This is a genomic window from Granulicatella elegans ATCC 700633 (assembly GCF_000162475.2).
Lineage (GTDB): Bacteria > Bacillota > Bacilli > Lactobacillales > Aerococcaceae > Granulicatella > Granulicatella elegans.
Map to the genome: position 1 here is coordinate 1,522,645 of NZ_KI391971.1, position 25,306 is coordinate 1,547,950.

General features: G+C 33.2%; 24 protein-coding genes. 6 read left to right on the top strand and 18 right to left on the bottom strand.

What is annotated here, in order from left to right:
• Window positions 1–97: 97 nt before the first annotated feature.
• The 5 genes from HMPREF0446_RS07245 to sdaAB form a co-directional block, all read right to left on the bottom strand.
• Window positions 98–562, bottom strand: a complete 465-nt coding sequence (locus tag HMPREF0446_RS07245; RefSeq protein WP_006703144.1) for a PTS sugar transporter subunit IIA — start codon at window positions 560–562, stop codon at window positions 98–100.
• Complete coding sequence (locus HMPREF0446_RS07250; protein ID WP_006703143.1) at window positions 552–2,504, bottom strand: BglG family transcription antiterminator; 1,953 nt, start codon at window positions 2,502–2,504, stop codon at window positions 552–554. Before HMPREF0446_RS07250 ends, HMPREF0446_RS07245 begins: the two co-directional genes overlap by 11 nt.
• A gap of 306 nt (window positions 2,505–2,810) precedes the next feature.
• Window positions 2,811–3,332 (bottom strand): peptide-methionine (S)-S-oxide reductase MsrA, encoded by a 522-nt coding sequence (msrA, locus tag HMPREF0446_RS07255; RefSeq protein WP_084443534.1) that lies wholly within the window; start codon window positions 3,330–3,332, stop codon window positions 2,811–2,813.
• 2 nt (window positions 3,333–3,334) lie between these two features.
• Window positions 3,335–4,237, bottom strand: coding sequence for an L-serine ammonia-lyase, iron-sulfur-dependent, subunit alpha (gene sdaAA / locus HMPREF0446_RS07260; RefSeq protein ID WP_006703141.1), 903 nt, complete (start codon window positions 4,235–4,237; stop codon window positions 3,335–3,337).
• A 20-nt stretch (window positions 4,238–4,257) separates the two neighbouring features.
• Complete coding sequence (gene sdaAB, locus HMPREF0446_RS07265) at window positions 4,258–4,929, bottom strand: L-serine ammonia-lyase, iron-sulfur-dependent subunit beta (protein ID WP_006703140.1); 672 nt, start codon at window positions 4,927–4,929, stop codon at window positions 4,258–4,260.
• 276 nt (window positions 4,930–5,205) lie between these two features.
• On the opposite strand from sdaAB, the gene HMPREF0446_RS07270 reads away from it, so the two are divergent.
• The 4 genes from HMPREF0446_RS07270 to lacD all read left to right on the top strand — a co-directional run bounded on the left by HMPREF0446_RS07270 (window position 5,206) and on the right by lacD (window position 9,407).
• The gene (locus tag HMPREF0446_RS07270) at window positions 5,206–5,940 is read left to right on the top strand and encodes a GntR family transcriptional regulator (protein ID WP_006703139.1); all 735 of its coding nucleotides are present in this window, start codon (window positions 5,206–5,208) and stop codon (window positions 5,938–5,940) included.
• A gap of 22 nt (window positions 5,941–5,962) precedes the next feature.
• A complete protein-coding gene (agaS, locus tag HMPREF0446_RS07275; protein ID WP_006703138.1) occupies window positions 5,963–7,129 on the top strand; it encodes an SIS domain-containing protein in 1,167 nt (388 codons plus the stop codon).
• A 46-nt stretch (window positions 7,130–7,175) separates the two neighbouring features.
• Window positions 7,176–8,336: an N-acetylglucosamine-6-phosphate deacetylase gene (gene nagA, locus HMPREF0446_RS07280; protein ID WP_006703137.1), complete on the top strand. Its 1,161-nt coding sequence runs from the start codon at window positions 7,176–7,178 to the stop codon at window positions 8,334–8,336.
• A 66-nt stretch (window positions 8,337–8,402) separates the two neighbouring features.
• Window positions 8,403–9,407, top strand: a complete 1,005-nt coding sequence (gene lacD / locus HMPREF0446_RS07285) for a tagatose-bisphosphate aldolase (RefSeq protein WP_020991432.1) — start codon at window positions 8,403–8,405, stop codon at window positions 9,405–9,407.
• Window positions 9,408–9,433: 26 nt separating this feature from the next.
• On the opposite strand, the gene HMPREF0446_RS07290 is transcribed toward lacD, so the two are convergent.
• The 10 genes from HMPREF0446_RS07290 to HMPREF0446_RS07335 all read right to left on the bottom strand — a co-directional run bounded on the left by HMPREF0446_RS07290 (window position 9,434) and on the right by HMPREF0446_RS07335 (window position 20,567).
• On the bottom strand, window positions 9,434–9,715 hold the full coding sequence (locus HMPREF0446_RS07290; RefSeq protein ID WP_006703135.1) for a hypothetical protein: 282 nt from the start codon (window positions 9,713–9,715) through the stop codon (window positions 9,434–9,436).
• A gap of 125 nt (window positions 9,716–9,840) precedes the next feature.
• Window positions 9,841–12,156, bottom strand: a complete 2,316-nt coding sequence (gene pflB, locus HMPREF0446_RS07295) for a formate C-acetyltransferase (protein WP_006703134.1) — start codon at window positions 12,154–12,156, stop codon at window positions 9,841–9,843.
• Window positions 12,157–12,697: 541 nt separating this feature from the next.
• A complete protein-coding gene (locus HMPREF0446_RS07300) occupies window positions 12,698–13,015 on the bottom strand; it encodes a heavy metal-binding domain-containing protein (RefSeq protein ID WP_006703133.1) in 318 nt (105 codons plus the stop codon).
• A 49-nt stretch (window positions 13,016–13,064) separates the two neighbouring features.
• Window positions 13,065–13,799 carry a DUF554 domain-containing protein gene (locus HMPREF0446_RS07305; protein WP_006703132.1) on the bottom strand — a complete coding sequence of 245 codons (735 nt, stop codon included), beginning with the start codon at window positions 13,797–13,799 and terminating at the stop codon, window positions 13,065–13,067.
• Between the two features lie 80 nt (window positions 13,800–13,879).
• The gene (locus tag HMPREF0446_RS07310; protein WP_006703131.1) at window positions 13,880–14,974 is read right to left on the bottom strand and encodes an ABC transporter permease; all 1,095 of its coding nucleotides are present in this window, start codon (window positions 14,972–14,974) and stop codon (window positions 13,880–13,882) included.
• The gene (locus HMPREF0446_RS07315) at window positions 14,974–16,143 is read right to left on the bottom strand and encodes an ABC transporter permease (protein ID WP_006703130.1); all 1,170 of its coding nucleotides are present in this window, start codon (window positions 16,141–16,143) and stop codon (window positions 14,974–14,976) included. The genes HMPREF0446_RS07310 and HMPREF0446_RS07315 overlap by 1 nt, the downstream gene beginning before the upstream one ends.
• 11 nt (window positions 16,144–16,154) lie before the next feature.
• Window positions 16,155–17,093 carry an ABC transporter ATP-binding protein gene (locus tag HMPREF0446_RS07320; RefSeq protein ID WP_006703129.1) on the bottom strand — a complete coding sequence of 313 codons (939 nt, stop codon included), beginning with the start codon at window positions 17,091–17,093 and terminating at the stop codon, window positions 16,155–16,157.
• 360 nt (window positions 17,094–17,453) lie between these two features.
• Complete coding sequence (locus tag HMPREF0446_RS07325) at window positions 17,454–18,584, bottom strand: PIN/TRAM domain-containing protein (protein ID WP_020991433.1); 1,131 nt, start codon at window positions 18,582–18,584, stop codon at window positions 17,454–17,456.
• A gap of 30 nt (window positions 18,585–18,614) precedes the next feature.
• Window positions 18,615–19,991, bottom strand: coding sequence for a DNA repair protein RadA (radA, locus tag HMPREF0446_RS07330; RefSeq protein ID WP_006703127.1), 1,377 nt, complete (start codon window positions 19,989–19,991; stop codon window positions 18,615–18,617).
• 12 nt (window positions 19,992–20,003) lie between these two features.
• Window positions 20,004–20,567 carry a dCTP deaminase/dUTPase family protein gene (locus tag HMPREF0446_RS07335; protein WP_006703126.1) on the bottom strand — a complete coding sequence of 188 codons (564 nt, stop codon included), beginning with the start codon at window positions 20,565–20,567 and terminating at the stop codon, window positions 20,004–20,006.
• 234 nt (window positions 20,568–20,801) lie between these two features.
• On the opposite strand from HMPREF0446_RS07335, the gene HMPREF0446_RS07340 reads away from it, so the two are divergent.
• Window positions 20,802–21,905 (top strand): ABC transporter ATP-binding protein, encoded by a 1,104-nt coding sequence (locus HMPREF0446_RS07340; RefSeq protein WP_006703125.1) that lies wholly within the window; start codon window positions 20,802–20,804, stop codon window positions 21,903–21,905.
• Window positions 21,906–21,948: 43 nt separating this feature from the next.
• Here HMPREF0446_RS07340 and HMPREF0446_RS07345 read toward each other — a convergent pair whose 3' ends face one another.
• Entirely contained in the window at window positions 21,949–22,614 is a 666-nt protein-coding gene (locus tag HMPREF0446_RS07345; protein WP_006703124.1) for a potassium channel family protein, read from the bottom strand.
• A gap of 15 nt (window positions 22,615–22,629) precedes the next feature.
• Window positions 22,630–24,009, bottom strand: coding sequence for a TrkH family potassium uptake protein (locus HMPREF0446_RS07350; RefSeq protein WP_006703123.1), 1,380 nt, complete (start codon window positions 24,007–24,009; stop codon window positions 22,630–22,632).
• 135 nt (window positions 24,010–24,144) lie between these two features.
• Between HMPREF0446_RS07350 and rlmH the strand changes: the two genes are divergently transcribed.
• Window positions 24,145–24,624: a 23S rRNA (pseudouridine(1915)-N(3))-methyltransferase RlmH gene (gene rlmH, locus HMPREF0446_RS07355; protein WP_006703122.1), complete on the top strand. Its 480-nt coding sequence runs from the start codon at window positions 24,145–24,147 to the stop codon at window positions 24,622–24,624.
• 229 nt (window positions 24,625–24,853) lie between these two features.
• On the opposite strand, the gene rplI is transcribed toward rlmH, so the two are convergent.
• Window positions 24,854–25,306 carry a 50S ribosomal protein L9 gene (gene rplI, locus HMPREF0446_RS07360; RefSeq protein ID WP_006703121.1) on the bottom strand — a complete coding sequence of 151 codons (453 nt, stop codon included), beginning with the start codon at window positions 25,304–25,306 and terminating at the stop codon, window positions 24,854–24,856.

Genomic DNA, 25,306 nt, shown 5'->3' on the forward strand with positions numbered 1-25,306 from the left:
TTTTCCTCCTAATAATTAAAATACTCAGTTTAAACAGTCTGATTCTGGTTGTTTAGTAAATTTTCCTCCTTTCTTTTTTACTAAACTTATTCCTTTATTATTTTATATTTTTAATTGCTAGCAATTCTTTTACTTCTTTGGATGTTGTATATTCATCCATATTCATTAATTTCTCCATGATTTCTTTATCCTGAAGAATTTCTATTAATTGTTGTAAAATCGTTAATTGACTATGAGCCTCTTTCAAAGCAAGCATAAAAATTACTTTTACAGAAACTTCCACATCATTTGTCCCCATTTGATAAAATGAAACTGGATTTTCTAACGTCATTACTGCTATTTGTTCCTTATTAACATGTTCTACATCTGTATGAGGAATAGCGATTCCATATTTTTCAAACTGTAATCCTGTTGGAAATACTTTTTCTCTATTTAAAATAGCTTCCTTATACGATTCTTTCACAATTCCTTTTTCAATCAGTTTATCTGACAAATAAGTCAACGCTTCTTCTTTAGAACTAATATTTTTTATATTAATTTCAAAAATTTCTTTATCTAGCATTTTGACTCACCTCCTCAAGTATTTTATTCTTAATTTTCTTTCCATCTGACATCAACATTAATTCCGACATCAAATTTTGATTTTCTATAACGGAATATAAGGCTATTAGACTGTCTTTAAATACTGGAATATCCTGTTCAGCGATTGCTATTAGTAATACTAAACTAACTTGATTTTTTCCCCATTCAATAGGTTTATCTAAACTCATTAAAATTAGTTCAGATTGTTTAACAACTTTTGGATCACAATGTGGTAAAGCTATACCTGTATAAACACTCGTACTTCCTAATAACTCTCTTTGGTTAATGGAATCTCTAAATTCTTCCGTTTGATTTCCAATACTACATTCAATTATCAGTCGTTCAATACATTCCTGTTTATTTTTGACATTTATCTTAATTAATTTTGGTTCTTTTAATAGAGTATTCAAAGATGCTACATTAAATTCCCTTCCATTTAAAGAAGTTTTCATCATTCGATAGTTATCTGTACTTTGTTCAGCATAAAACTGTTGAATCATTCTTAACTCTTCTTTTGTAATAATAGGACTAACTTCTATAACAGGTATATTTAGTTCAGGTAATCCAATAGTAGAAATTACTAAATCAATATTTCTTAAATCATAGAAATCTAGCTCTCTTAAACTAATAGTTGTCAGTTTCTCATTGCTAGAAAAGATTCTACGTAGCTTATTCATGATTAATTCAGAAGTAGCAATTCCATTTTGGCAAATTACGACAATATTCAAAGGTTTCATTATTTTTTCAATAGCTACTTGAAAATGTATAACAATAAAAGCCAATTCTTCATTCGGTATACTTAATTCATAATATTGAGATAAAGTTCTTATTGATAACCAAATGACATTAAATAAACTAGAATATTGTTTTTTTATTTCCTCCAAGGCAGGGTTAGAAATAAAATTTTGATTTCGTAATCTTATAATCATTTTTGAAATATGAGCACTAAGCATCATCTGTAAATGCTCGTCTGTTGTAAGATTTAAACTTAATAAATTAGAAACCTTTTGTATCAATGTTTTTACTTGTTCGTTAACATTTTTCATATATTCAACAGACTGGATATTAAATCCAAAGGCTAATAAATTATATGCCATCGCTTCAATTTCATAAGGAGAAATTTTTTCAAGAGTAAAATTTAGAATAGTCTCTAATAATTCTCCAGCAAAGAAATATACTTCTAAATGGTTTACATCATTAACTAAGTTACTTAATCTATTAGTTAAAATTTCATTAGCCTCGTTTCGTTTTTTAAAAATTAAACAATCAAGTAATAATGAATATAAGTATTCATCTGTAAAATGAAATTGATACTTTTCTGATAGTTTAACAATAGATTTTTGACAATTATTTATATCTTCTTTCGAAAAAAATAATTCCAAATTTTTAAAACGATCTCTATCGTTTGATACAAATTTCACAATAAATATTTCAAGAGCCTTACGTATATTTCTTTCATTTCCTTTTAGAATTATCTCATCCCTTTTTATTTTTAACTTCACGTCAAAGGAAATAAATATACTATTTAATTTATCAATCAGTCTATGAATCGTAGAGTCAGTAACAAACATTTCCTCTGAAAATTCATATAAGTCTACTTTTTCATGAGTAATAAATAATTTCCTTATAAGCTCTTTTTCACGATATTCAGGAGAAAATGATTCTTTCATTTCTCCATTCAGTTTTATTATTTTCGTGTGAATCTTTTTATTTTCCAATTGTGATAATAATTTAATTCCTTTTCTTGGAATTTTTATTACTTCTGTTTCTATTGAATTCCCCTTCAAAAAATCATTAATCTTATCAATATCTTGATAAACAGTTTTAGTCGAAACCTTATATCTATCAGCTAATTGATTAGCAGATAAATACTCTATATTTTTCATTAGGTACTCTAATAATAATACTTGCCTTTTATTCATCCCCTCACCCCTAACTCAAGGTTTCATTGAATTTAATGGTACCGTTTAACTTACTATTAGTATAAAGTAAGCAGTTGCCATTTTTTAGTCAATGTACTTCCATATTAATGTGGAAGTGTTTCTATTTTTATCCCCTCAACTCTATTTGTCAACAACATTTGTTCCTATAAATTTCGTATTTTTTCAATATATATAAAGATTATTTCTATACTAATACAAAAAATCAACCCGCTTACTTCCTAAAAAGTAAAACGGGTTGTCCACATTTCTTATGATTCAATTCTTTAAATAACTTCAACTGAAATCCTATTTCCAACTTTCTTCAATAAACGTATCACGTCCAGACATCCCACGGTAACGGTAGTAATGATCTGGATTTTTCTTATAAAAATCTTGGTGGTATTCTTCAGCTGGATAAAATGTACTAGCTGGTTCAATTTTTGTTACAATATCTTTTTTAAATCGTCCACTTTCTTGTAAAGCTTTTTTCGAAGCTTCTGCGATCGCTTTTTGTTCAGGAGAATGATAGAAAATCACTGGTCGATAAGAATCGCCTCTATCTACAAATTGTCCCATCGCATCTGTTGGGTCTGTTTGTTGCCAATAGACTTCCACTAATTGTTCATAAGAGAAGATTTCTGGATCAAAGGTAATTTGTACAGCTTCTGTATGTCCTGTTTTTCCTGAACAAACTTCTTTATAAGTAGGATTTTCCTTATGTCCCCCTGTATAACCTGCAATGACAGATTCAATTCCTGGTTGTGTATCAAATGGTTTAATCATACACCAGAAGCAGCCTCCTGCAAATGTTGCGATTTCTTTTGCCATCATTATTCCTCCTCTTTTTCTAGCGAAACATCTTGCCCGAAAATTTTCATTTTTATCGCTAGTCCTGTTCGAGTACCGGCGGTTCCGCCTAATCCTGTTTCTCTTAATTCACTTGGCATTCTTCTACCGATAGAACGCATTGCTTCAATCGTTTCATCTGCTGGAATGACATTTGTAATTCCTGCTAACGCCATATCAGCCGCAATCAATGCATTTCCTGCTCCAATCGCATTTCTCTTCACACATGGGATTTCTACTAATCCGGCAACAGGGTCACACACTAATCCTAGCAAATTCCCTAATGCAATCGAAAAAGCTTCTGAACATTGTTGCGGCGTCCCTCCAGCAGCTTCAACAGCTGCTGCTGCAGACATCGCACTAGCACTTCCCACTTCTGCTTGGCAACCACCCATAGCGCCCGAAATCATCGCATTATTGGCAACGACCATTCCGAATGCTGAAGCAGTGAACAAGAATCTCACTTGCTGTTCTTGAGTTAAGTCCATGCTATCTGCAATGGAAAATATAACGCCTGGTAATGTCCCACTTGCTCCCGCAGTTGGTGTCGCACACACAATTCCCATTGCTGCATTCACTTCATTTGTTCCTAGAGCGTACTGCACTCCTGCTAAAATATTATCTCCAGATAAAGTTTTTCCCTTTTCGCGATATTTTTTCATTTTTACAGCATCGCCACCGGTTAGTCCTGTTGGAGAGAATACACCTTGACCCTGTACACTTCTTTCTACCGCATTTTTCATTGTTTGAAGATTTTTTTCCATCTTCGCCCAAATAAATTCTCGACTTTGTTGGGTCATTTCCATTTCTTGTTCAATCATTACTTCAGAAATAGATTTATTTTGGCTAGTTGCTAATGCGACTAATTCCTGTATGCTAACAAACATCACGAAATTCCTTTCTTATTTTATGTAAAGACATAGATTGTTTTTTCTTGTTGAATGAATTGTAATTTTTCTTGAAGAGTTGGAGAAATTAATCCATTCAATTCATAACTAATAAAGCGCGATGAACCTTCCTTTAATTCTTTTTGTTTCCCAATCGAAACACCAAATTCTTCTAATAGAGGTTTCACTATTGAATTTTCTTCAATTGGAAGAATTTCTAAAATAATCGGTAATGGTCCTGAAAAATTGGAGATAAATCCATCTACTTCCACATATTTGATTTCCACAGTTCCTCCACCAATAGAAGTCCCGATTAAACGGACTCGTCTTGTTGCAGACATCAACGTTAAATCCGCCGTATTCGCATGAGCGACTGGACTTGGTTCATCTCTTTCGATAAATTCAATGGAAACGCCTTGTTTCGTAGCAATCTCCACCGCTTGTGGAACACGTTCATCATCTGTTTCAAAGCCCAGAACTCCACTAATAATGGCAAAATCTGTGCCATGCCCTTTATGAGTTTGAGCAAATGATTCATAATAAATACATTGGACACTTTTGGGAGTTCCACCAAACAATTGTCTAGCGCATCTTCCAATCGCAAGCGCTCCTGCTGTATGAGAACTTGATGGTCCAATCATAATAGGACCGATAATATCGAAACAACTTTTATAATTGAACACTTTATCCACAATGATACCCCTCTCTTTTGTACCCTTTATTGTACTTTTTTTCTAAGAAGCTCGTCAAGTTTTGCATCATCTTCTCCTATTCAAAATAATACAAACCACTCATCACTTTTTGCTATAGATTGCCTACTCTCTTTTAAACTATTTCTAAGAAAGGAAAATTCTCGCTTAGAATAGTTTTTTTGATAGAATTCTTGACTTATGAGTTTTTTAAACTTAAAATAACAATAACTGGTAATGACCAGTATACGTTAATGTTTTAGAAAGGAGGGAAATCCAATGGTAGAAACAGAACAAGTGCCACTTTATTCTAAATTAAGTTTAGATCTTATCGAATATATTACAACACATGGACAAGTACACCAAAAAATGTTGTCCGAACGAGAAATTTGTAAAGAATATGGTGTAAGTCGCACGACTGTCCGCACAGCCTTAAAAGAATTAGAATCCTTAGGCTACATTTACAAACGCCATGGAAAAGGCACTTTTATTTCTAGCCAATGGAAAGAACGTCAAAATTTACTAGAAGGCTATAGTTTTACGGAACAAATGAAAGAATTAGGCAGAACTCCTTCAACCAGTATTACTGCATTTCATTACTACAAAGCCGATAGCTATATTGCTCAGCAATTAGGAATTGAAACTGGTGAATATATTTATCGACTCAAACGAATTCGTTTTGCAGATGGCGTACCAATGATGAAGGAAACTACCTTCTTACCCGCTAGACTATTCCCTAATCTCACACAAGAACAATTACAAAATCGTTCCTTGTATGAAGTTTTCTCAGATGATTTTCAACAAAAAATCATTTATGCAGATGAGGAATTTTCAGCGAGTATTCTTACAAAAGATGAGGCCCCTATCTTGGAAACACCGATGCATGCTGCTTGTCTACGCTTAAAAAGAATTAGTGTAAATAACGAAAATCATGTCATCGAATTTACAATCAGTGTTGCAAGAAGTGACCAATTCTTCTATAAAGTTCGTTACCATAGAAATTCACATAAATAAATCAAAAATGGGAGGTTTTGAAATGTTTCAATTTTCAAAAGAACAACTAGAAGCACTAACAGCAGAAATCACAACTCGTGAAATTCGCCAACAACCAGAATTATGGCAGGAAGCATTTGATTATTATTCAGAAAACTTAAACCGTATTCAAGCATTCTTAAAGTCATTACCACATGATCACTATCGTGTTATTTTTACCGGTGCAGGTACATCTCAATATGTAGGAGATACAATTTTACCTTATTTAAAACGTCATGGACGTGAGGATCGTTTTGAATTCCAATCTGTAGGAACAACTAACTTAGTAAGTAATCCTCTAGATTATTTCAAAGCAGAAATCCCTACTATTTTAGTATCATTTGCACGTAGCGGAAATTCTCCAGAAAGTTTAGCCAGCGTTCAATTAGGACAACAAATTGTGAAAGACTTCTATCAAATTACCATTACTTGTGCTCCAGAAGGAAAATTAGCTCTAGCAGCACCTGGCGATGACCATAACTTATTATTAATGATGCCTGCCCGCTCAAATGATGCTGGTTTTGCGATGACTGGTAGCTTTACTTGTATGACATTAACAGCTTTATTAATTTTCGATGAAGGACACTCACTTGAAGAAAAAGCAGCTTTTATAACAGCTATTCGTCAAATGGGAGAAAGTGTGTTAGAACGTGAACATGTCTTACAACAATTTGTAGACTTAGACTATAATCGTGTCATTTATCTTGGATCTGGTCCATTAGCGGGTCTAGCACGTGAAGTACAATTAAAAATTCTAGAATTAACAGCTGGTAAAATTGCTACAATCTATGATTCTTCTATGGGATTCCGTCACGGTCCTAAATCATTCGTAGATGCTCGTTCTCTAGCATTTGTCTTTGTTTCAAATGATGCTTATACACGTCAATATGACTTAGATATTTTAGAAGAAATGAATGGGGACAGTATTGCTCCATTAGTTTGTGCAGTAGGAGTATCTGTTGAAGGTCAATATGAAGGAACAAGCTTTAATTTTGCAGAAGAATTCTCTTCAGTTCCAGATGCTTATTTAGCACTACCATATGCTATCTTCGGACAAACAATTGGACTATTATCTTCTGTTAAAGTGGGAAATAAACCTGACACACCTTCTCCAAGTGGAACAGTAAACCGTGTTGTAAAAGGGGTAACCATTCACCCATTAAATGTTTAATTCGTTCATAAATATATCGTAAAAAAAGATTAAAAGGAGGGATATTATGACTAGTTATATTTATGCAAAACAATTTTATTTTGAAGATGTTGTCAAAGGCCCTGGATATTTACCAATTTTAGAATCAGGGGTGTTTGGAGAATTTCAAGAAGAAAGACCAACAGATGGTTCTATTATAGACTATGCTACCTATAGCATTGCCCCAGGTCTTGTGGATACACATATTCATGGATACAAAGGCGCAGATGTCATGGATAATGATGTAGAAGGCTTAAAAACCATTTCTGCTGGTTTACCTAGTTGTGGGGTTACTTCCTACTTACCAACTACTCTAACAGCTTCTAGAGAGTTACTAAATGATGTTTGTCAAACAATCGGGGATAATGCTGCATCTATTCCTGGTGCGAAAATTAGAGGAATTTTCTTAGAAGGACCTTTCTTTAGTGAAATTCATAAAGGGGCTCAAAATCCTAAATATATGGGAGATCCAAAATCAGAAATTTTAGATGAATGGCAACAAAAAGCAAATGGTTGGGTAAAGAAAATTGCGATTGCTCCTGAACGTGATGGAGCCGTTGACTTTATCAAACATGCTGTAAAAGAAGATATCTACGTTGCCTTAGCTCATACAGATGCAACATATGAAGAATGTAAAAATGCAGTTGAAGCAGGTGCAAATATTTTCGTTCATACTTATAACGGTATGCGTGGACTTCACCACCGTGAACCAGGTGTAGTTGGAGCAGCCTTAACTCTTCCAAATGAATTTGATGTGTTTGACGAATTAATTTGTGATGGTCACCATGTTCATCCAGTTGCTGCGAATATTGTCATGAATTGTTGCGGCCGACACCGTACAGCTTTAATTACAGACTGTATGCGTGCTGGTGGATTAGGCGAATGCGAATCTACATTAGGAGAATTTGACGTTATTGTAAAAGATGGCACAGCTCGATTGAAACATAATGGCAGCCTTGCTGGAAGTATTTTAGAACTAATCCAAGGAGTACAAAATGTTGTAAAATGGGGAATCGCAACTCCTCACGAAGCTCTATTAATGGCTAGTTTAGTCCCTGCAAAATCAGTAGGAATTGATGATGTTTGCGGACACCTAGAACCAGGATATGCAGCTGACTTTATCGTTTTAGATGATGACTTACAATTACAAGCCACTTATTTAGACGGTAAAGCTTATTTTGAAAAATAAAAAAAGTTAGACAGAGAATATAAGGCGTGAGAAACCCTTGCAATAAAATGATTAGGAGTGTTAAATATGTCAAAACTAACAGTTACAAAAGGAAAATACGAACATCTACGTCGTTTATCAAATGAAAATCATGTTATCGGCGCATTAGCTATCGACCAACGTGGTTCTCTTAAAAAAATGATTGCTGCTGGAAATCCAGACCAAACAGGTGATGAAGGAATTATTCATTTTAAAGAATTAATTTCTGAAGAATTAACAAAATATTCAAGTTCAATTTTATTAGACCCAGAATATGGATTACCTGCTGCAGAAAAAAGAAATGCAGATTGTGGATTATTAATTTCTTATGAAAAAACAGGTTATGATGCTACTGAAGTTGGACGCTTACCTGACTTATTACCAATCTGGTCAGCTAAACGTATTAAAGAAATCGGAGCGGATGCTGTAAAAGTATTACTATACTATGATATTGATGAAGATCCAGCTATCAATGATATCAAACATGCATGGGTAGAACGTGTTGGTAGTGAATGTACTGCTGAAGATATTCCTTTCTTCTTAGAAATCGTTTCTTATGATGCAAGTAACGAAGATGTAAAATCTGCTCACTACGCAAGCTTAAAACCTCATAAAGTAAATGATGCGATGAAAGTATTCTCTGACCCTCGTTATCAAGTAGATGTCTTAAAAGTTGAAGTTCCTGTAAATATGAACTTTGTAGAAGGCTTTACAGCAGAAGGGGTTGAACCTGTATATACTCGTCAAGAAGCTTTAACATACTTTAAAGAACAATCAGAAATCACTCACTTACCATTTATCTTCTTAAGTGCAGGTGTATCTGCATCATTATTCCAAGAAACTTTACGCTTTGCTCAAGAAGCAGGTTCTAAATTCAATGGTGTATTATGTGGACGTGCTACTTGGAAAGATTCAGTAGCAGTTTACGCTAACGAAGGAGACGAAAAAGGTCGTGAATGGTTAGCATCAACTGGTCGTCAAAATATTGAAGACTTAAATGTTGTGTTAGATGCAACAGCTACTTCTTGGTTAGATCGCGTAGAAGTAAAATAAATTCATAAATACAAAAAAGGTTGGAGTTATTCTCCAGCCTTTTTTAGTTTCTTTTGATAAGCAATTCTGATATCTCGAATCCATTCATACAATACAATTAAAATATATCCTACTGAACCTAATTCAATTAATAATATACTTAATTGTATGTTAGTCCATAAATATACTCCAAAGAAAAAGATGGAATAAGCTAAGATTTGTCTAACACTATCTGGTGCTTTTCTTTTTATATACCATTCACAAAATCCTTCATGATATGAACGGCTAACATTATAATCTTCACGTAGTTCTCTATACCACTCTCTCATTCCATTCACCTACTTTTCTTGTTTGTTGTATTCTACTCAATTCTTATAAGCTTGTCAATAGGATAAACTAGTATTCGGAAACAAAAACCACCTAGCCAACAGACTAGGTGGTGTAAGTTCTATTTTTATGCTAAAGCATCATCCATAGATAAGATTTCGTGGAATACACGTTGAGTTAACTCAGCTTTTTGTTCTGGAGTTAAGTATTTAGTGTTTACACAGTATCCTGAGATACGTACGATTACGTCTTCACCTGATAAGATTTTATCTTTAACATCGTTTAAGTCCATTACGTTTAAGTTAACGTGTTGACCGCCGCTTTCGAAGTATCCATCTAAGATTGCTACTAAGTTATCTACTTGTTCATCACGAGTTTTACCTAAAGCACGAGGTGAAACTTGAGTTGTTAATGAGATACCATCAGCTGCATAACTGAAGTCTAAGCTTGATAATGATTTCAAGTTATCTAACCAACCACCTTTAGCTTTGTTAGATGGGTTAGCACCTGGTGAGAAGAATTCAAGTTTAGATAAGTTTACAGTACCGTCTTCGTTTAAGAATACCCCTTTATGAACTGGAGAGTTACCAGTTTGTTTAGAGTAAGCAACGTTAGAAGTAATTGTTAATAATGAAACTGTAGCTTCTGCGTCTTTATATAGTTTGTGGCTACGTAGACGAGTTGTATAAGCTTCGATTAACCATTCTGCTAATTCGTTTGAACGAGGGTCATCTTCACCCCAACGTGGGTATTCACCAATTGTTTCGTAGTCGTAGATGTATCCATCTTCGTCACGAATTGGTTTAACTGTAGCGTATTTAATCGCTGCTAATGTATCTACAGTATTTGCGAATCCACAGATACCGAATCCCATGTTTGCACGTTGTTTAGTTGGTAAGAATGCCATTTGAACAGCTTCGTAGTTATATTTATCTGTCATGTAGTGGATGATATTTAATGCATCTACATAAGTGTCTGTTAACCAGTCTAGAGATTTTTCGAAGTTAGCTTTAACTGATTCGAATTCAAGAACTTCGTCACGGATTGGGTCGATGTCAAATACTTTGTAGTCTTTGTGTACATCGTCGTAACCACCGTTTAAACCAGTTAGAAGAGCTTTCAATACGTTTACACGAGCTCCAAAGTATTGGATGTTGTGACGTTGTTCTTCATTTTCTGGATCAAGTGGTGATACACAGCATGAGATACAGCTCATTTCGCCGTATCCATCTTTAGCCATTGTTGTTACACCTTCATATTGGATTGAAGAGTGTTTGTGGCTCATGTGCATGCAGTAGCGACGGAAGTTGTATGGTAATTGATCAGTCCATAAAACTGTTAAGTTTGGTTCTGGAGAGTTACCAATGTTGTCTAATGTGTTTAAGAAACGGTAGTCCATCTTAGTAACACGGTGACGACCGTCATTACCCATACCAGCCATAGAAGTTGTGATGAATGTTGGGTCACCAGAATATAATTGGTCATAAGCTTTTGTACGAGCAAATTTAACTGTACGTAATTTCATAACGAAATCATCAATGAATTCTTGGATTTCTGATTCTGTAAATGTACCACGAGCTAAGTCACGTTCAGCATAAACGTCTAAAACGATTGGCACACGTCCTAGAGATGTAGCAGCACCATTGATAACACGACATACTGCCATGAAAGCAATGTTTACCCATTGAATAGCTTCTTTAACGTTCATCGCTGGTTTACGAACATCAACTCCGTATAAGTCACCTAAACGAACAACTTGTTGTAATGCTTGATATTGTAAGCTGATTTCTTCACGTAAACGAGTTGTTTCTTCATTGATATCTTCAATTGAGTTCCAGTCGTTTAATTTTTCTTGCATTAAGTAGTCTGCACCGTATAAAGCAAGACGTGCATAAACCCCGATGATACGTCCACGAGAGTATGCATCTGGAAGACCAGTTACAGTGTGAGCGTGACGAGCACGACGAATGTTTGAAGTATAAGCACGGAAGATACCATCGTTAACTGTTGTTACGTATTTTGTAAAGATTTCGTGAACAGCTGGATCTGGTTCATATCCATTTTCTTTCAAAGTAGTTTCCGCCATACGGATACCACCTTTTGGCATGAAGTTCAATTTGAACAATTCATCATTTTGGATACCGTAGATTACTTCGTTTTCTTTGTCGATATATCCAGCAGGAATATCAGCAATAGAAGTTGGACGAGTGTCCATTGGGAAACGAGTTGCTTCATAGTGAGCTTTAGTTTCTTCTACTACTTTTTTAATGTGTAGAGAACGTTCTGTTGGCCCAGCAAGGAAGCTTTCATCTCCATCGTAAGGTGTGTAGTTAGCTTGAACGAAGCGAGATACACTTGCTTTTTCTTTCCAATCTACACCCTTGAAGCCTTCCCAAGCTTTTTCAAAAAGTTCTTGGGATTCTACAACTGCTTTATTAACCATTTATTTTCCTCTTTTCTTTTGGGTTTTGTTTTTTGTTTTTCTTTTAACAAGCACATTATACATCTTTTCTCAATAATTATCAATGGAATAATCACAAAAATCTGTACTATTTTTTCACATAAGTGATATTTAATACAAACAGTTTGTTCATTTTTTATAAAGAAAAACTATTAAAAAGCCTATATTTAAAGCTCTCATTCTTAAAAACAACTGTTTTCAACAAAATAAAACACCTTAAGTCAACTGTATTAATACAGTTTGGTACAGATAAGAATTATAAAATAAATGTAATAAACGATTAAATCTATTATCATTTACACCATTCAATTTAGGAAACTCTTGATTTTACTGTATCCGCTTGCATTTTTCTTCCTTTTATTCTTCACTTAAATCCTTAAATGTTATATATTTTTAAGATACCTTACCATTTTCACTGTTCTAATACATCATGTAAGTTTTTTTACTACTTAAAAGGGAACTAAAAAAGGTTGACGGAAAACCCATCAACCTTATAAATGATTTCTATCTTTTAATAAGAAGCTTAGTCAATAACAACCGCAGTACCAGATGCCATTACCATTAACATACCACCTGTTCCTACTGTCTCAGCATCGATTTTCACTCCTACAACTGCATTAGCTCCCAAATTAACTGCACGTTTTTCTAATTCACGAAGAGCATCTTCACGAGCTTTTAACAATTCTTCTTCATACCCTTGAGAACGACCACCGAAGAAATCACGAAAACTTGCTCCAAGGTCTTTTAACACATTTACCCCTGAAATGACTTCCCCAAAAGCAATTCCCTTATATTCAACAATATTATGTCCTTCAATTGTTGGTGTTGTTGTAATAATCATCCTAACCACTCCTTTGTGATTTTTTTATCAATTTCATTATACACCCAGTTTATCCCGTAATCAATGGTAAAATCCAATGAACCCATCCCCAACTTATCGGCATAATAAAGACCATTGCCGGAAGCATATCCGCTACTGGAAACATTTTTACTTTTGCAATTCTCATTCCTGTTGCTAACATAATTACTCCTCCACAGGCTCTAAAATCTGCTAACATAACAGGATCTGTTAAAGGAAAAATCTGTGCCCCAATTAAATACAATGAAAAGAAAATTGCAAATTGTGGTATCGCTACTAATGAAACAACATAACCAATATTACATGCAAAAATAGCTGCCGTAAAAAAGTCTAATATTGATTTTGCAATTAAAACGCTATGATCTCCCGTCATTCCTGAATCTAGTGAAGCATAAATACCCGTTCCACCAAAACAGAATAACACAATTACCGTTACTAACTGCGTTAAAAATTCTTCACGACTTAATCCATCATGATCTGAACCTATTAACTTTGTTACAGGTCGTTCTAATAATAATCCCAACTGATTAATTCGATGTCCAAGTTTGAAAGACACACCCACAATCGTCCCTAAAATCATTGAAAATATTACGGTTGAAATATTTTGTACTAATCCCATTGAAGTGATTCCCAATAACATAGATGATAACCCGAAAATTAAATTTAATTGAATTTTCATTTCAGATGGTACTTTATGTCCTGCAAATCCCCCAACAAATCCTCCTAATAAAATGGCAATTGAATCAACTATAATTCCTACTGGCATAAATTCTCCTTAATTTTTAAATTTTGTCAATTCATCCTACCATTATTATAACTTCTATGCAATTGATATACTTTTTTATATTAATCAACATAAGTTTCTAAACGATAATTCCCTGCTGTAAAGAATACTAGTGCCATTACTAATACCATTGGAATACCTGGAAGTAATTCTTGACGATCAATGATTTGAACAAACCAATAAACTGGACTAAAATGCGCTACAATATCAATAATCTCAGACTGAAATAGTTTTGGTGCCATTCCAAGTCCCGCAAGTAAAAGGGTTCCGAAAACTCCAACTTGTTGTGCCATCATTGGATTTTTAAAAATTCTAAATAAAAATAATCCTAGACTCAAACTATAAATAATTCCACTTGCAACTAATAAACAAACGTTAAACCAATTTGGAATGCCTACATTCATCACTCTATCCATAAAGAAAATTATAAATAGATTCGCAACAAACATCACTACAAAGTAAGCTCCCAAAAAGCTCTTTGTAATCCACGCATTAGAACGTGGCGCTAATAATGAACGTTTCAATACAAAATTTTTCTTAAAAGTAATTAAGTCAAACGAAATAGAAGCGGCATTAAACAAAATATAAAACAGCACTAACATTAGCAGTAAGACATAGCTTACAGTTGTTGCATTTTCTTCTTCAAAATGAACGAGTTGATTTTCACTTTGCTTGAATAATTCTCCCTTTTCTAAGATTCCTTCTTTTTGAAGAGCTGTATCAACTAATTGTTTTTGCAAGATTCCTTGCATATCTTGTTCTAATAAAACTTCTTTTTGTTTTTGACGACTATACACTTCCATCTGTTTATTTTGTCCATTTCCTAAAGATTGCACAAAATTTTTAGGAACAACATATACACTTCGAATATATCCTTTTTCCAATTCATTTAGAGCTTCTTCTTTATCTGTATAAAAAACATTTTTAGAATATAAATTTTCTAATTCTTTTTGAAACTCCTCATTTCCTTCTTCCAATACAATCGCCAATGAAGGAGTTGATGACGAAGTTGTTGAATTGTTTTTATTTGTACTCGATAATTGAATGAATACCATAAAAAGTGTCACTATTGTTGGAAGAATTACCATTTGACCTATTAATGCTGGACTTTTTACGATTCTTTTAATATGAAATCCTATTCCTCTTAATAAATCCATCAGTATTCCTCCCTTCTTTGTAAACAACGAATTTGTAATTCAATAATTATTAAAGCTACGATGACGATTACAACATAGATAATCATAAAATCTCCTACTGATTCTTGTTGCATGATACGAATGATTGGTTCAATCAATACTCTTCTAAATGGATTATCTCCAAACCAATGAAACATTGGACTCATTTTATCAAGTGGAATAGCTCCTGAAAAAAGAACAAATCCAATTGAGATAATAGAAGAAAATAATCCTAATGTTTTCTCCGTAATAAAAATACTTACAAATCCTGCTATCGATAGCATCACAAATAGTTGAATGACTAAAATTCCTGCAATCCCAAATAGATTGCCATTAAAGGTTGATGGATTAATCACCTTCCAACTTCCTACATATAATAAGGTGAAAATATAAAATTGTATAAAATTCGAGATGAATCCATATGTTTCTCTTTGTCGAACACTAAGTGGTAATAATTTCACTCGTTTATTTAATCCACTTAATTCAGGCTTCACAGCACCTGCCACCACTATTGATAAAACCATGGACCAAATCATCGTTAATTGCGCAGTAGAAAAATATTGCTCGCTTGTCAACATTCGGCTCGTTTGATAATCATTTCGTTGATAGAGTTCTGTACTAAGAACCTCATTTGTTTTTTGAAGAATTTGCGTAGACAATACAGCTGCTGTTGCATCATCCACTTGTTTTTTATTCTTCACCAATTCTTTCAATTCCACTTGTTCTAATAATTGACCTGTAATATTTTTCAAAATGATTTCATACGTCAATTGATTACTAGTTGAAACTTTTGATTTCTTTTGTATTTGAATCGGATTTGTTTGCTGTCCTTCCGATACAGTTTTGGAAAAATCTGTTGGAATGGTAGCAATCAATTCTGCCTTTTCTTTATCAGTTGTAAGGGCTATGATTTCTCGTTCATTCAATTGTTCAAGTGCTTTTTGGACAATATTTCCTAACACTTCTTGATCTTGATTTTCCACATATAATAATGTATCTACTTTATTCGGTTTACGTTCAACCACACTTTTCCCTGAAAAATTAATAAACAGTCCTATTACTAAAGGTGCTAATACAATCATAAAAAACTGCATATGAAACTGTTTGAACATCATCTGAAGATTTGCTTTTAAAAAATACCAAAATTTCATATTACTCTCCTTTAATCTCGTAATGCTTTTCCTGTTAATTTCAAGAATGCTTCCTCTAATGTTGTTTCATTGACTGAAACTTTTTTAATGACTAAGTGATTTTCTTCTACTAAAGAAATAAATTTCATCATCGAGTAAATCGAACGATCCACGACTAAATTCATTTGACGATTTTCAACCGTTACTTCTTGAATACCATTTTCACTATCTAGAACCACTTGCTCAAATCCTTGTGGAATACGATCCAGTAATACTTCAATAGAATACGTTAAACCTACTAATTCTTTCACATATTCTTTTGTTCCATATGCCACTTCTTCTCCAAGATCCATAATAAATACACGGTCACATAATGCTTCCACTTCTTCCATATAATGCGAAGTATATAAAATAGTAGTTCCTTGTTGATTTAAAGTTTCTAAAAAGTCAAAAATATGCTGTCTCGATTGTGGGTCAACCCCAACCGTTGGCTCATCTAAAATTAAAAATTCTGGTTGATGTAAGAGCGCAATCCCAATATTTAATCGTCTCTTCATCCCACCTGAAAAAGTTTTTACCTTTTCTTTTTTCTTTTCTTCTAATCCAGTTACTGCTAGAATTTCTGCAATTCTCTCTTTTAACGTATTCCCATATAAGCCATATAGTCCACCAAAATACGTTAAATTATCGACTGCATTTAATTCTTCAATAATCGCTAATTCTTGTGGAACAACTCCTAATTTTTGTCGAATCGTCAAGGCATCTTCTTTAATCGAACGCCCATCAATCAAGACATCTCCTTGATCTGTTTTCTTTAATCCTGTAATAATATCAATCAGTGTTGATTTACCAGCACCGTTAGGACCTAATAATCCAAAGCATTCCCCTTTCATAATTTCAAAAGATACTTGATTTAATACTTTTTTCTCATCGAATGATTTTGTAATAGATTGAATTTCAACGTATGCCATATTTGTTCTCCTTTTTAAAGTTACTATTAATGTAAGAAAAATTTATAAAAGACAAAAGCTAAGAGTATTCCTAATATGACGATTACAATTTTTTCTTTTCCTTTTTGATAGGTCATCATACTCTCTCTTCCCTTCGCTTTACTGTATCCTTATTATACAAATTATTCCTACACTCGCCTACTGACTTTAGTCACCAACTAGAATGACTTTAGTCACTTTTTTCGATACAAAAAAGTGAGAAAAAACATTTTTGTTTCTTCTCACTTTTACACTTTTCTTCTATATAAATAGGAAGTAAAATTTTCAAAACGATACTCTAGTACTATCTACACTATTAATCGAAAAAGTATTTCCTAAACTCTAGTCTTCTGGTCGATTCATTTTCTTTTGCGAATGAGCAGGTTTTGCAAAAATCATTCTTCCTGCTGCTGTTTGTAACGCACTCGTTACAATGACGTCAATTTCTTGATTCATATAATACTGACCATCTTCAACTACAATCATTGTCCCGTCATCCATATAAGCGACCCCTTGTTGTCGCTCAGTTCCTGCTTTGATGACTTGAATTTTCATCATTTCTCCAGGAATCACAACAGGTTTAATCGCATTTGCTAATGCATTAATATTGAAGACAGGAACATTTTGAAACTCACTGACTTTATTCAAATTATAATCATTCGTAATAATGACTCCATCAATCGATTTAGCTAATCGAATTAACTTACGATCCACTTCTGTAATATCATCATAGTCTCCATCATATGTTTCAACAGGAACTTTCGATTCTTTTTGTAAAGCATTCAGAATATCTAATCCTCTACGTCCACGAACTCGTTTCACACTATCGGAACTATCCGCAATATATTGTAATTCATTCAATACAAATATCGGAATGACTAATACCCCTTCTAAAAATCCAGTTTGTGCAATATCATAAATTCGTCCATCGATAATCACGCTAGTATCCAAAATTTTATATTTATGAAAAGCATCATCCACTTTTCTCTCAAGCACTTGAGGTTCTTCTGTTTTTTTCTTTAAACTTAATAATTTATGAAAATCCCCTCTTCGACTTGTTCCAATATAAAATCCTAAATATCCAAAAATGATACTCAATACTACAGGTGCTACTTGTGTAATAGCCGGTATTTGTAAATTCGTTAGTGGTAAACTAATAAATGAAGCGACTACTAACCCAAGTAATGTACCTAACAATCCGAATACTAAATACGTAACAGATAATTGATTCACTAATTTTTCTAATTTTTTAAATCCTGCCATAATAGGTTTGGTTAATACTAATGAAATAAAAAAGAAAATAATTGCTCCAATCACCGCACTACACACTGCAGAATTTAGCCACTCATTGGAAATTCCAATTAATTCCCAAAACGATGGCAAATAGGTCACTCCTAAACTACCTCCTAGAATGACAAATATAAGGGTCATCATTCGTTTAGCAAAAAGCTGACCTTTTACTGATAAATCCATTTTACTCACCTTCCTTATCTAATGGATTTCTTAAAATGCTTTTTGAATAGCTTCTTTCACAGAGGAAACTCCAATAACTTCAATTCCATTTGGAAATTCCCATCCATCAATATTATTTTTTGGAATAAAAATTCGCTTGAATCCTAATTTTTGTGCTTCTTTCACACGATCACTAATACGATTTACACGACGAATTTCTCCCGTTAAACCAATCTCTCCTACGAAACAATCGTCTACTGCTGTTCCCTGTTCTTTATAACTTGAAACAATACTCATTGCAATCGCTAGATCAATTGCGGGTTCATTTAGTTTCAATCCACCCGTAGATTTGAAATAAGCATCTTGATTTTGTAGCAATAATCCTGCTCTTTTCTCTAAAACTGCCATTAATAAGGCTACTCGATTATAATCTAGTCCACTTGTTGTTCTTCTAGCATTTCCAAATACTGCTGGAGATAATAAACATTGAACTTCTGCTAATATTGGGCGAGTCCCTTCGAGCGACACAACAATTGCTGAACCAGTCGCTCCTTTTAATCGTTCCTCTAAGAAAACTTCTGACGGATTTATCACTTCTTTCAATCCATCTTGCATCATCTCGAATACACCAATTTCATTCGTTGAACCGAAACGGTTTTTTACCGAACGTAAAATTCTAAAACTATGGTGTTTTTCTCCTTCAAAATACAATACAGTATCCACCATATGTTCCAACATTCTAGGTCCTGCCAACGCTCCTTCTTTTGTCACATGCCCTACAATAAAAATCGCAATTTGGTTTAACTTCGCTAATCTCATCAATGTTGCCGTTGATTCTCTTACTTGAGAAACACTTCCTGCTATTCCTGTTGCTTGTGGATGCGCCATTGTCTGAATTGAATCGATAATGACATAGTCTGGTTTTAATTGTTCGACTTGTGTAACTACAGCTTGTAAATCTGTTTCCGGATAAATGTAAAATCCATCTGCTTGCATCCCTAAACGTTCTGCACGCATTTTTACTTGCGCAGCACTTTCCTCACCTGAAACGTATAAAACACTGCCTCCTGCTTTTTGTAACTGACTCGATACTTGTAATAATAAAGTAGATTTTCCAATTCCAGGGTCTCCACCAATTAATACAAGAGAACCAGGAACTACTCCACCACCTAATACACGATCTAATTCTTGCATCGAAGTTTCTACACGTTTGACACGTTCATAGGCAACTTGGTCAATACGAAGTGGTTTTGCACGATTTTCTTCTTCTGAATGACTCACTAAAGATTGTTTTTTAGTACTACTCGTAGCAAGTTCCTTATATTCTTCCATAGTGCTCCATTGTCCACAATTCGGACATTTCCCTAAATATCTAGGAGAAACATATCCACATTCTGAACATAGGTAACTAACGGTTGCTTTTGCCATAAAAACTCCTTTCTAGCGAACACCTGATGAACCAAATCCACCTGTTCTTTCATTCGCTTCTTCTACATCATCTTCATCGGCTTTCAAGAATGAATGGAAAATCCCTTGACCAATACGATCACCTTTTTGAATTTCTTTATCAAATAATCCAAAATTCAATAATTGGAAATAAATATGTCCTTCATTTCCTTCATTATTATAATAATCACTATCCACAACTCCTACCCCATTTGGTAATACTAAGAAGTGTTTTAATGGATTACTAGAACGGTTTGCCAATTGTAAGTATTCATCTTCTTGCATATACGCTTTAATTCCTGTAGGAACTAAAATTGGTTTTAATACTTTTTGTTCTTTTTCTAATTCTGCTTCTACTACTTCTCTATCACTACGGTACACCCATTGTTTTAATTGAACCGCACAATATTTAAAAATCATTTTCCAAATACTTGGTAACACAATTGTTTCTGCTGCTTCAAAATCATATCCTGCTGAATGTTTTGTAGAACGTTTTGGAATATTAATCCCTTTATCTTGATAACTAGTAATAATTTCAAATCCACGTTTTCTTTCCATTTCATCACCTTTTCTAATCATTCTATTCTCTTCTATCATAACATTGAAACCGTAAAATTACACTAGAAGTCCCTTCATTTTTTACAAAACCTTATATCCTAAAAATAATAAAAAATTACTCAGCAACTTGCACAAAAATCAAAGGAAATTTTTAGGCAAGGGGACTGTAGGTTTTGAAAGCTTTTTCAAGTATAATGAATTTATCCAATAAGATAACAAAAGGGGATTTATAAAATGGTACAAATTGAATTAAATCATATTCACAAAAAATATGACAACGCTGATTTCTATTCAGTAACAGACTTTAACTTACATATCAAAGATCGTGAGTTCATCGTATTCGTAGGACCTTCTGGATGTGGTAAATCTACAACATTACGTATGATTGCTGGTTTAGAAGATATCTCTGAAGGAGAATTAAAAATCGGTGACACTGTAATGAACGATGTTGCTCCTAAAGATCGTGACATCGCAATGGTATTCCAAAACTATGCCTTATATCCACATATGAGTGTTTATGATAACATGGCATTCGGATTAAAATTACGTAAATATGACAAAGCTGAAATCGACAAACGTGTTAAAAATGCAGCTGAAATCTTAGGATTAGCTCAATACTTAGACCGTAAACCAGCAGCTTTATCAGGTGGACAACGTCAACGTGTAGCTTTAGGCCGTGCAATCGTTCGTGATGCTAAAGTATTCTTAATGGACGAACCTCTATCAAACTTAGATGCTAAATTACGTGTTGCCATGCGTGCAGAAATCGCTAAATTACACCGTCGTTTAGAAACAACTACTATTTATGTAACACACGACCAAACTGAAGCGATGACAATGGCTGACCGTATCGTTATTATGAAAGACGGTATCGTTCAACAAATTGGTTCTCCTCAAGAAGTTTACAATACTCCAAACAATGTATTCGTAGCTGGATTCATCGGATCACCAGCAATGAACTTCTTCAAAGTAACATTACAAGATGGCGTAATTTCAAACGGTAAAGGTTTATCTTTACAATTACCATTAGCTAAACAAAAATTATTAGAAGAAAAAGGATACAATGGAAAAGAATTAATCTTCGGTATCCGTCCAGAAGATATTAAAGGTTCACAAATCGTTCTTGAAACATATCCTTCATCTTCTGTAAAAGCTGAAGTTGTTGTATCAGAATTATTAGGTGCTGAAACTATGTTATATACAAAAGTAGATGACACTGAATTCGTATCTAAAGTGGATGCTCGTGACTTCCACAACCCAGGAGAAACGGTTGATTTAGCATTTGACTTAAATAAATCACACTTCTTCGATTCTGAAACTGAAACAGTTATTCGTTAATGCAAACAAAAAAGAAAGCTCTCTAAAAAGGAGCTTTCTTTTTTTAATCTTCATTCAAAAAATCAGCATTTTCTAATCGTTTACTATCCATAATCGCCACTAACATAATATTATCTTGAATTTCAAAATCCGCACTCAACTGAGTTTTTAACGGTGCATTTTCTTCTTGACGATATCCAATCAAGTTTAAATCATATTGTTGACGTAAATGTAAATCTTTTAATGATTTTCCAACCCATGATGATGGTGGATAAAATTCTACTAAGGAAATATTTTCATCTAATGAAATCACATCTGCTAATTTATGGTGTACAATATTTTTTGCAACTCGAATTCCTGTTTCTTTTTCAGGATTAATAATTCTAGTAGCTCCCATCTTCATTAAGATTTCTGTTGAAGTTTTACTTTTAGCTTTTGCTACAATTTTTGGAACACCTAGTTTACTACAATGCATTACTGCTAAAATACTTGCTTCTAAATTACTTCCTGTTGCAATAACCGTTACATCACAATTACTAATGCCAATTTCCTCTAATACATGAAAATCTGTAATATCTGCAATAACACCTTTTGTAATATAAGGTTCCAATCTATTTACATTTTCTTCTTGACTATCAACTGCAATAATATCACAGTCATATTGACTTAGTTGTTTGGCAATTGTTGTACCAAATACTCCTAACCCTAAGATTCCAACTGTTTTTGTCATACTTAATCCTACTTTCTATCCAATTAATAATGGTGCTTTCGCATATTTTATAAGTGAACCTTGTTTCTTACGATTTGAGAAGCTTAATAATACCGTTAATGGTCCAATTCTTCCGATAAACATTAATGTCATAATAATAATTTGTCCAAGCATTGATAAGGTTGGTGTTAAATTAGCTGTTACACCTACTGTACACATAGCAGAAATCGTTTCAAATAATGTATATAATAATGGAGCTTGTGGATCTGTGATGCTTAACAAGAATACACTACTTAATGTTAATACTGTAAAAATGATAAAAATCATTAATGATTTTCTTGCCATTTCATAAGGAATCGTATGGTGTCTAAAATTAATCGATTTTTTCTCATAAATTTCTGAACGAATAAATAATAAAACGACTAATACCGTTGTTGTTTTAACACCACCAGCAGTTCCTCCTGGAGAACCTCCAATAAACATTTGAATACAATAGAGTAGTAAAGTGGATGGATTAGCTTTTGTATAATCAATACTTGCAAATCCTGCTGTTCTCATTGTTACAGTTTGAAAGAAACTAACTAATAATTTCTGCCCAAAATTTAACTTTCCAATTGTATCAGGATTATGCCACTCTGTAATAAGTGTTAGTAATGTTCCAGCCATTAAAATCCCTACTGTTAATAAAATGACTACTTTTGTATGATAGTGTAATCGTTTATAAAACATTTTATGATATTTATTTTGTAAGGAACGACGGTAGCATGAAATAGAATTTTTCACATCAAACCATACTGCAAAACCAATTCCACCTAATATAATCAACGCTGAAATAACCAATGATAATAATGGATCCGTTGCATAATCAATTAAACTATTACTTCCTAAGTTATCAAATCCAGCATTACAAAAAGCTGAAATTGCAAAAAATATCGAAGTAAATATTCCTTTTCCAACTCCCAACATCGGAATAAATCGATAAGAAAAAAGAATAGCAGCGATTCCTTCAATCATTAACGTATATTTAAAAATTGTACGTAAGTAATCTTTAAAGTCTTTTGTATCATCTCGATTCAAACTATCCTGGAGTGCCAAGCGATCTGTTAAAGATAGTTTCTTTCCTGAATCAAAAAAGAAAAAGGCAATCATACTCATTAAACCAAGTCCACCAATTTGCATTAAGAGCATACAAATGATTTGACCAAATGTATTATAAGTAGAAGCGACTGGTTGAGTAAATAAACCCGTAACACAAACCATTGAGACTGTTGTAAATAAATGATCAAAATACGTGGCCTGTGAAGTCTCTAATTGTGAGATAGGTAAATTTAATAATAAAGAACCCACTAAAATAACAATAGCAAAACTAGCTGCTATCCTTTTAGGAATGGATTGTTGAAATAAAAAACGAATCATTTAATTCCTCCATTAATGATAAAAATCTATTCTTGAAAATTATAATGCTTTTCAAAAAAAAAAGCGATAAAATAAATGAAATTTTATCCAAATGTTTAGTATAATACTAACGTAAACTTTTTAAAGGAGACTTATATGAATATTACTATTATTAGTGTTGGGAAATTAAAAGAAAAATATCTGAAACAAGGAATAGATGAATATGCCAAACGATTAGGAAGTTATTGTAAACTACAGCTAATTGAAGTCCCAGATGAAAAAGCTCCAGAAAATCTAAGTGAAAAAGAAATGGAACAGGTCAAAGATAAAGAAGGAGAAAAAATTCTTGCTAAAGTAAAAGATTCTGATACCGTTATCGCTATGGCAATTGAGGGAGATTTAATTAGTTCAGAACAATTAGCTGAAAAGATTGAAAATTATGGCATAAATGGGAAAAGTTCTATTGTTTTCATTATTGGTGGTTCACTTGGATTAAGTGATACAGTAAAAAAACGTGCAAATGCTAAAATTTCATTTGGTAGAATTACTCTTCCTCATCAATTAATGAGACTAGTTTTAGTAGAACAAATTTATCGCTCTTTCAGAATTACAGCGGGTCATGCCTATCATAAATAATTTTTTATAAAATCTATAAATTTATTTCATAATTTCTTCATAATCTTCCTCTATACTTTAGTCATTCCCAAATAAGAATATTTATCCTCCCAAAATAAATATTTCTAATCCTTTTTTCCACCGATGAAAATCGGTGGTTTTTATTTATCAAATATTGTGATTATTTTAACAAATAGTGATAAAAAAAGCTGTGGAAAACTTATCCACAGCCCTTTACTCATTCAAAAATTTATTGAGCAACAATATTCACAGTTAATGTTGCTTCTACATCATGATGTAATTTTACTGGTACTCTTGCAAATCCTAGAGCACGAATTGGTGCAGCTAATTCAAATTTACGACGATCTAATGATACGTTAAATGTTTTATTGAATTCTTCTGCAATTTGTTTTGCTGGAATAGCTCCAAATAAACGACCATCTTCACCGGCTTTTGCTTTAATCGTTACAACTGTTTCTTCTTTTTCTAAGAATTCTTTTAATTCTTTTGCTTTTGCTAATAATTCAGCGTTATGTTTTTCTTCAGCTTTCTTTTGACCTGCTAAAGTTGATAAGCTCGCAGTTGTAGCTTCTTTTGCTAAACCATTTTTAATAAGGAAATTTTGTGCATAGCCATCTGCTACGTTTTTTACATCTCCTTTTTTTCCTTTACCTTTAACATCTTGTAGAAAAATAACTTTCAT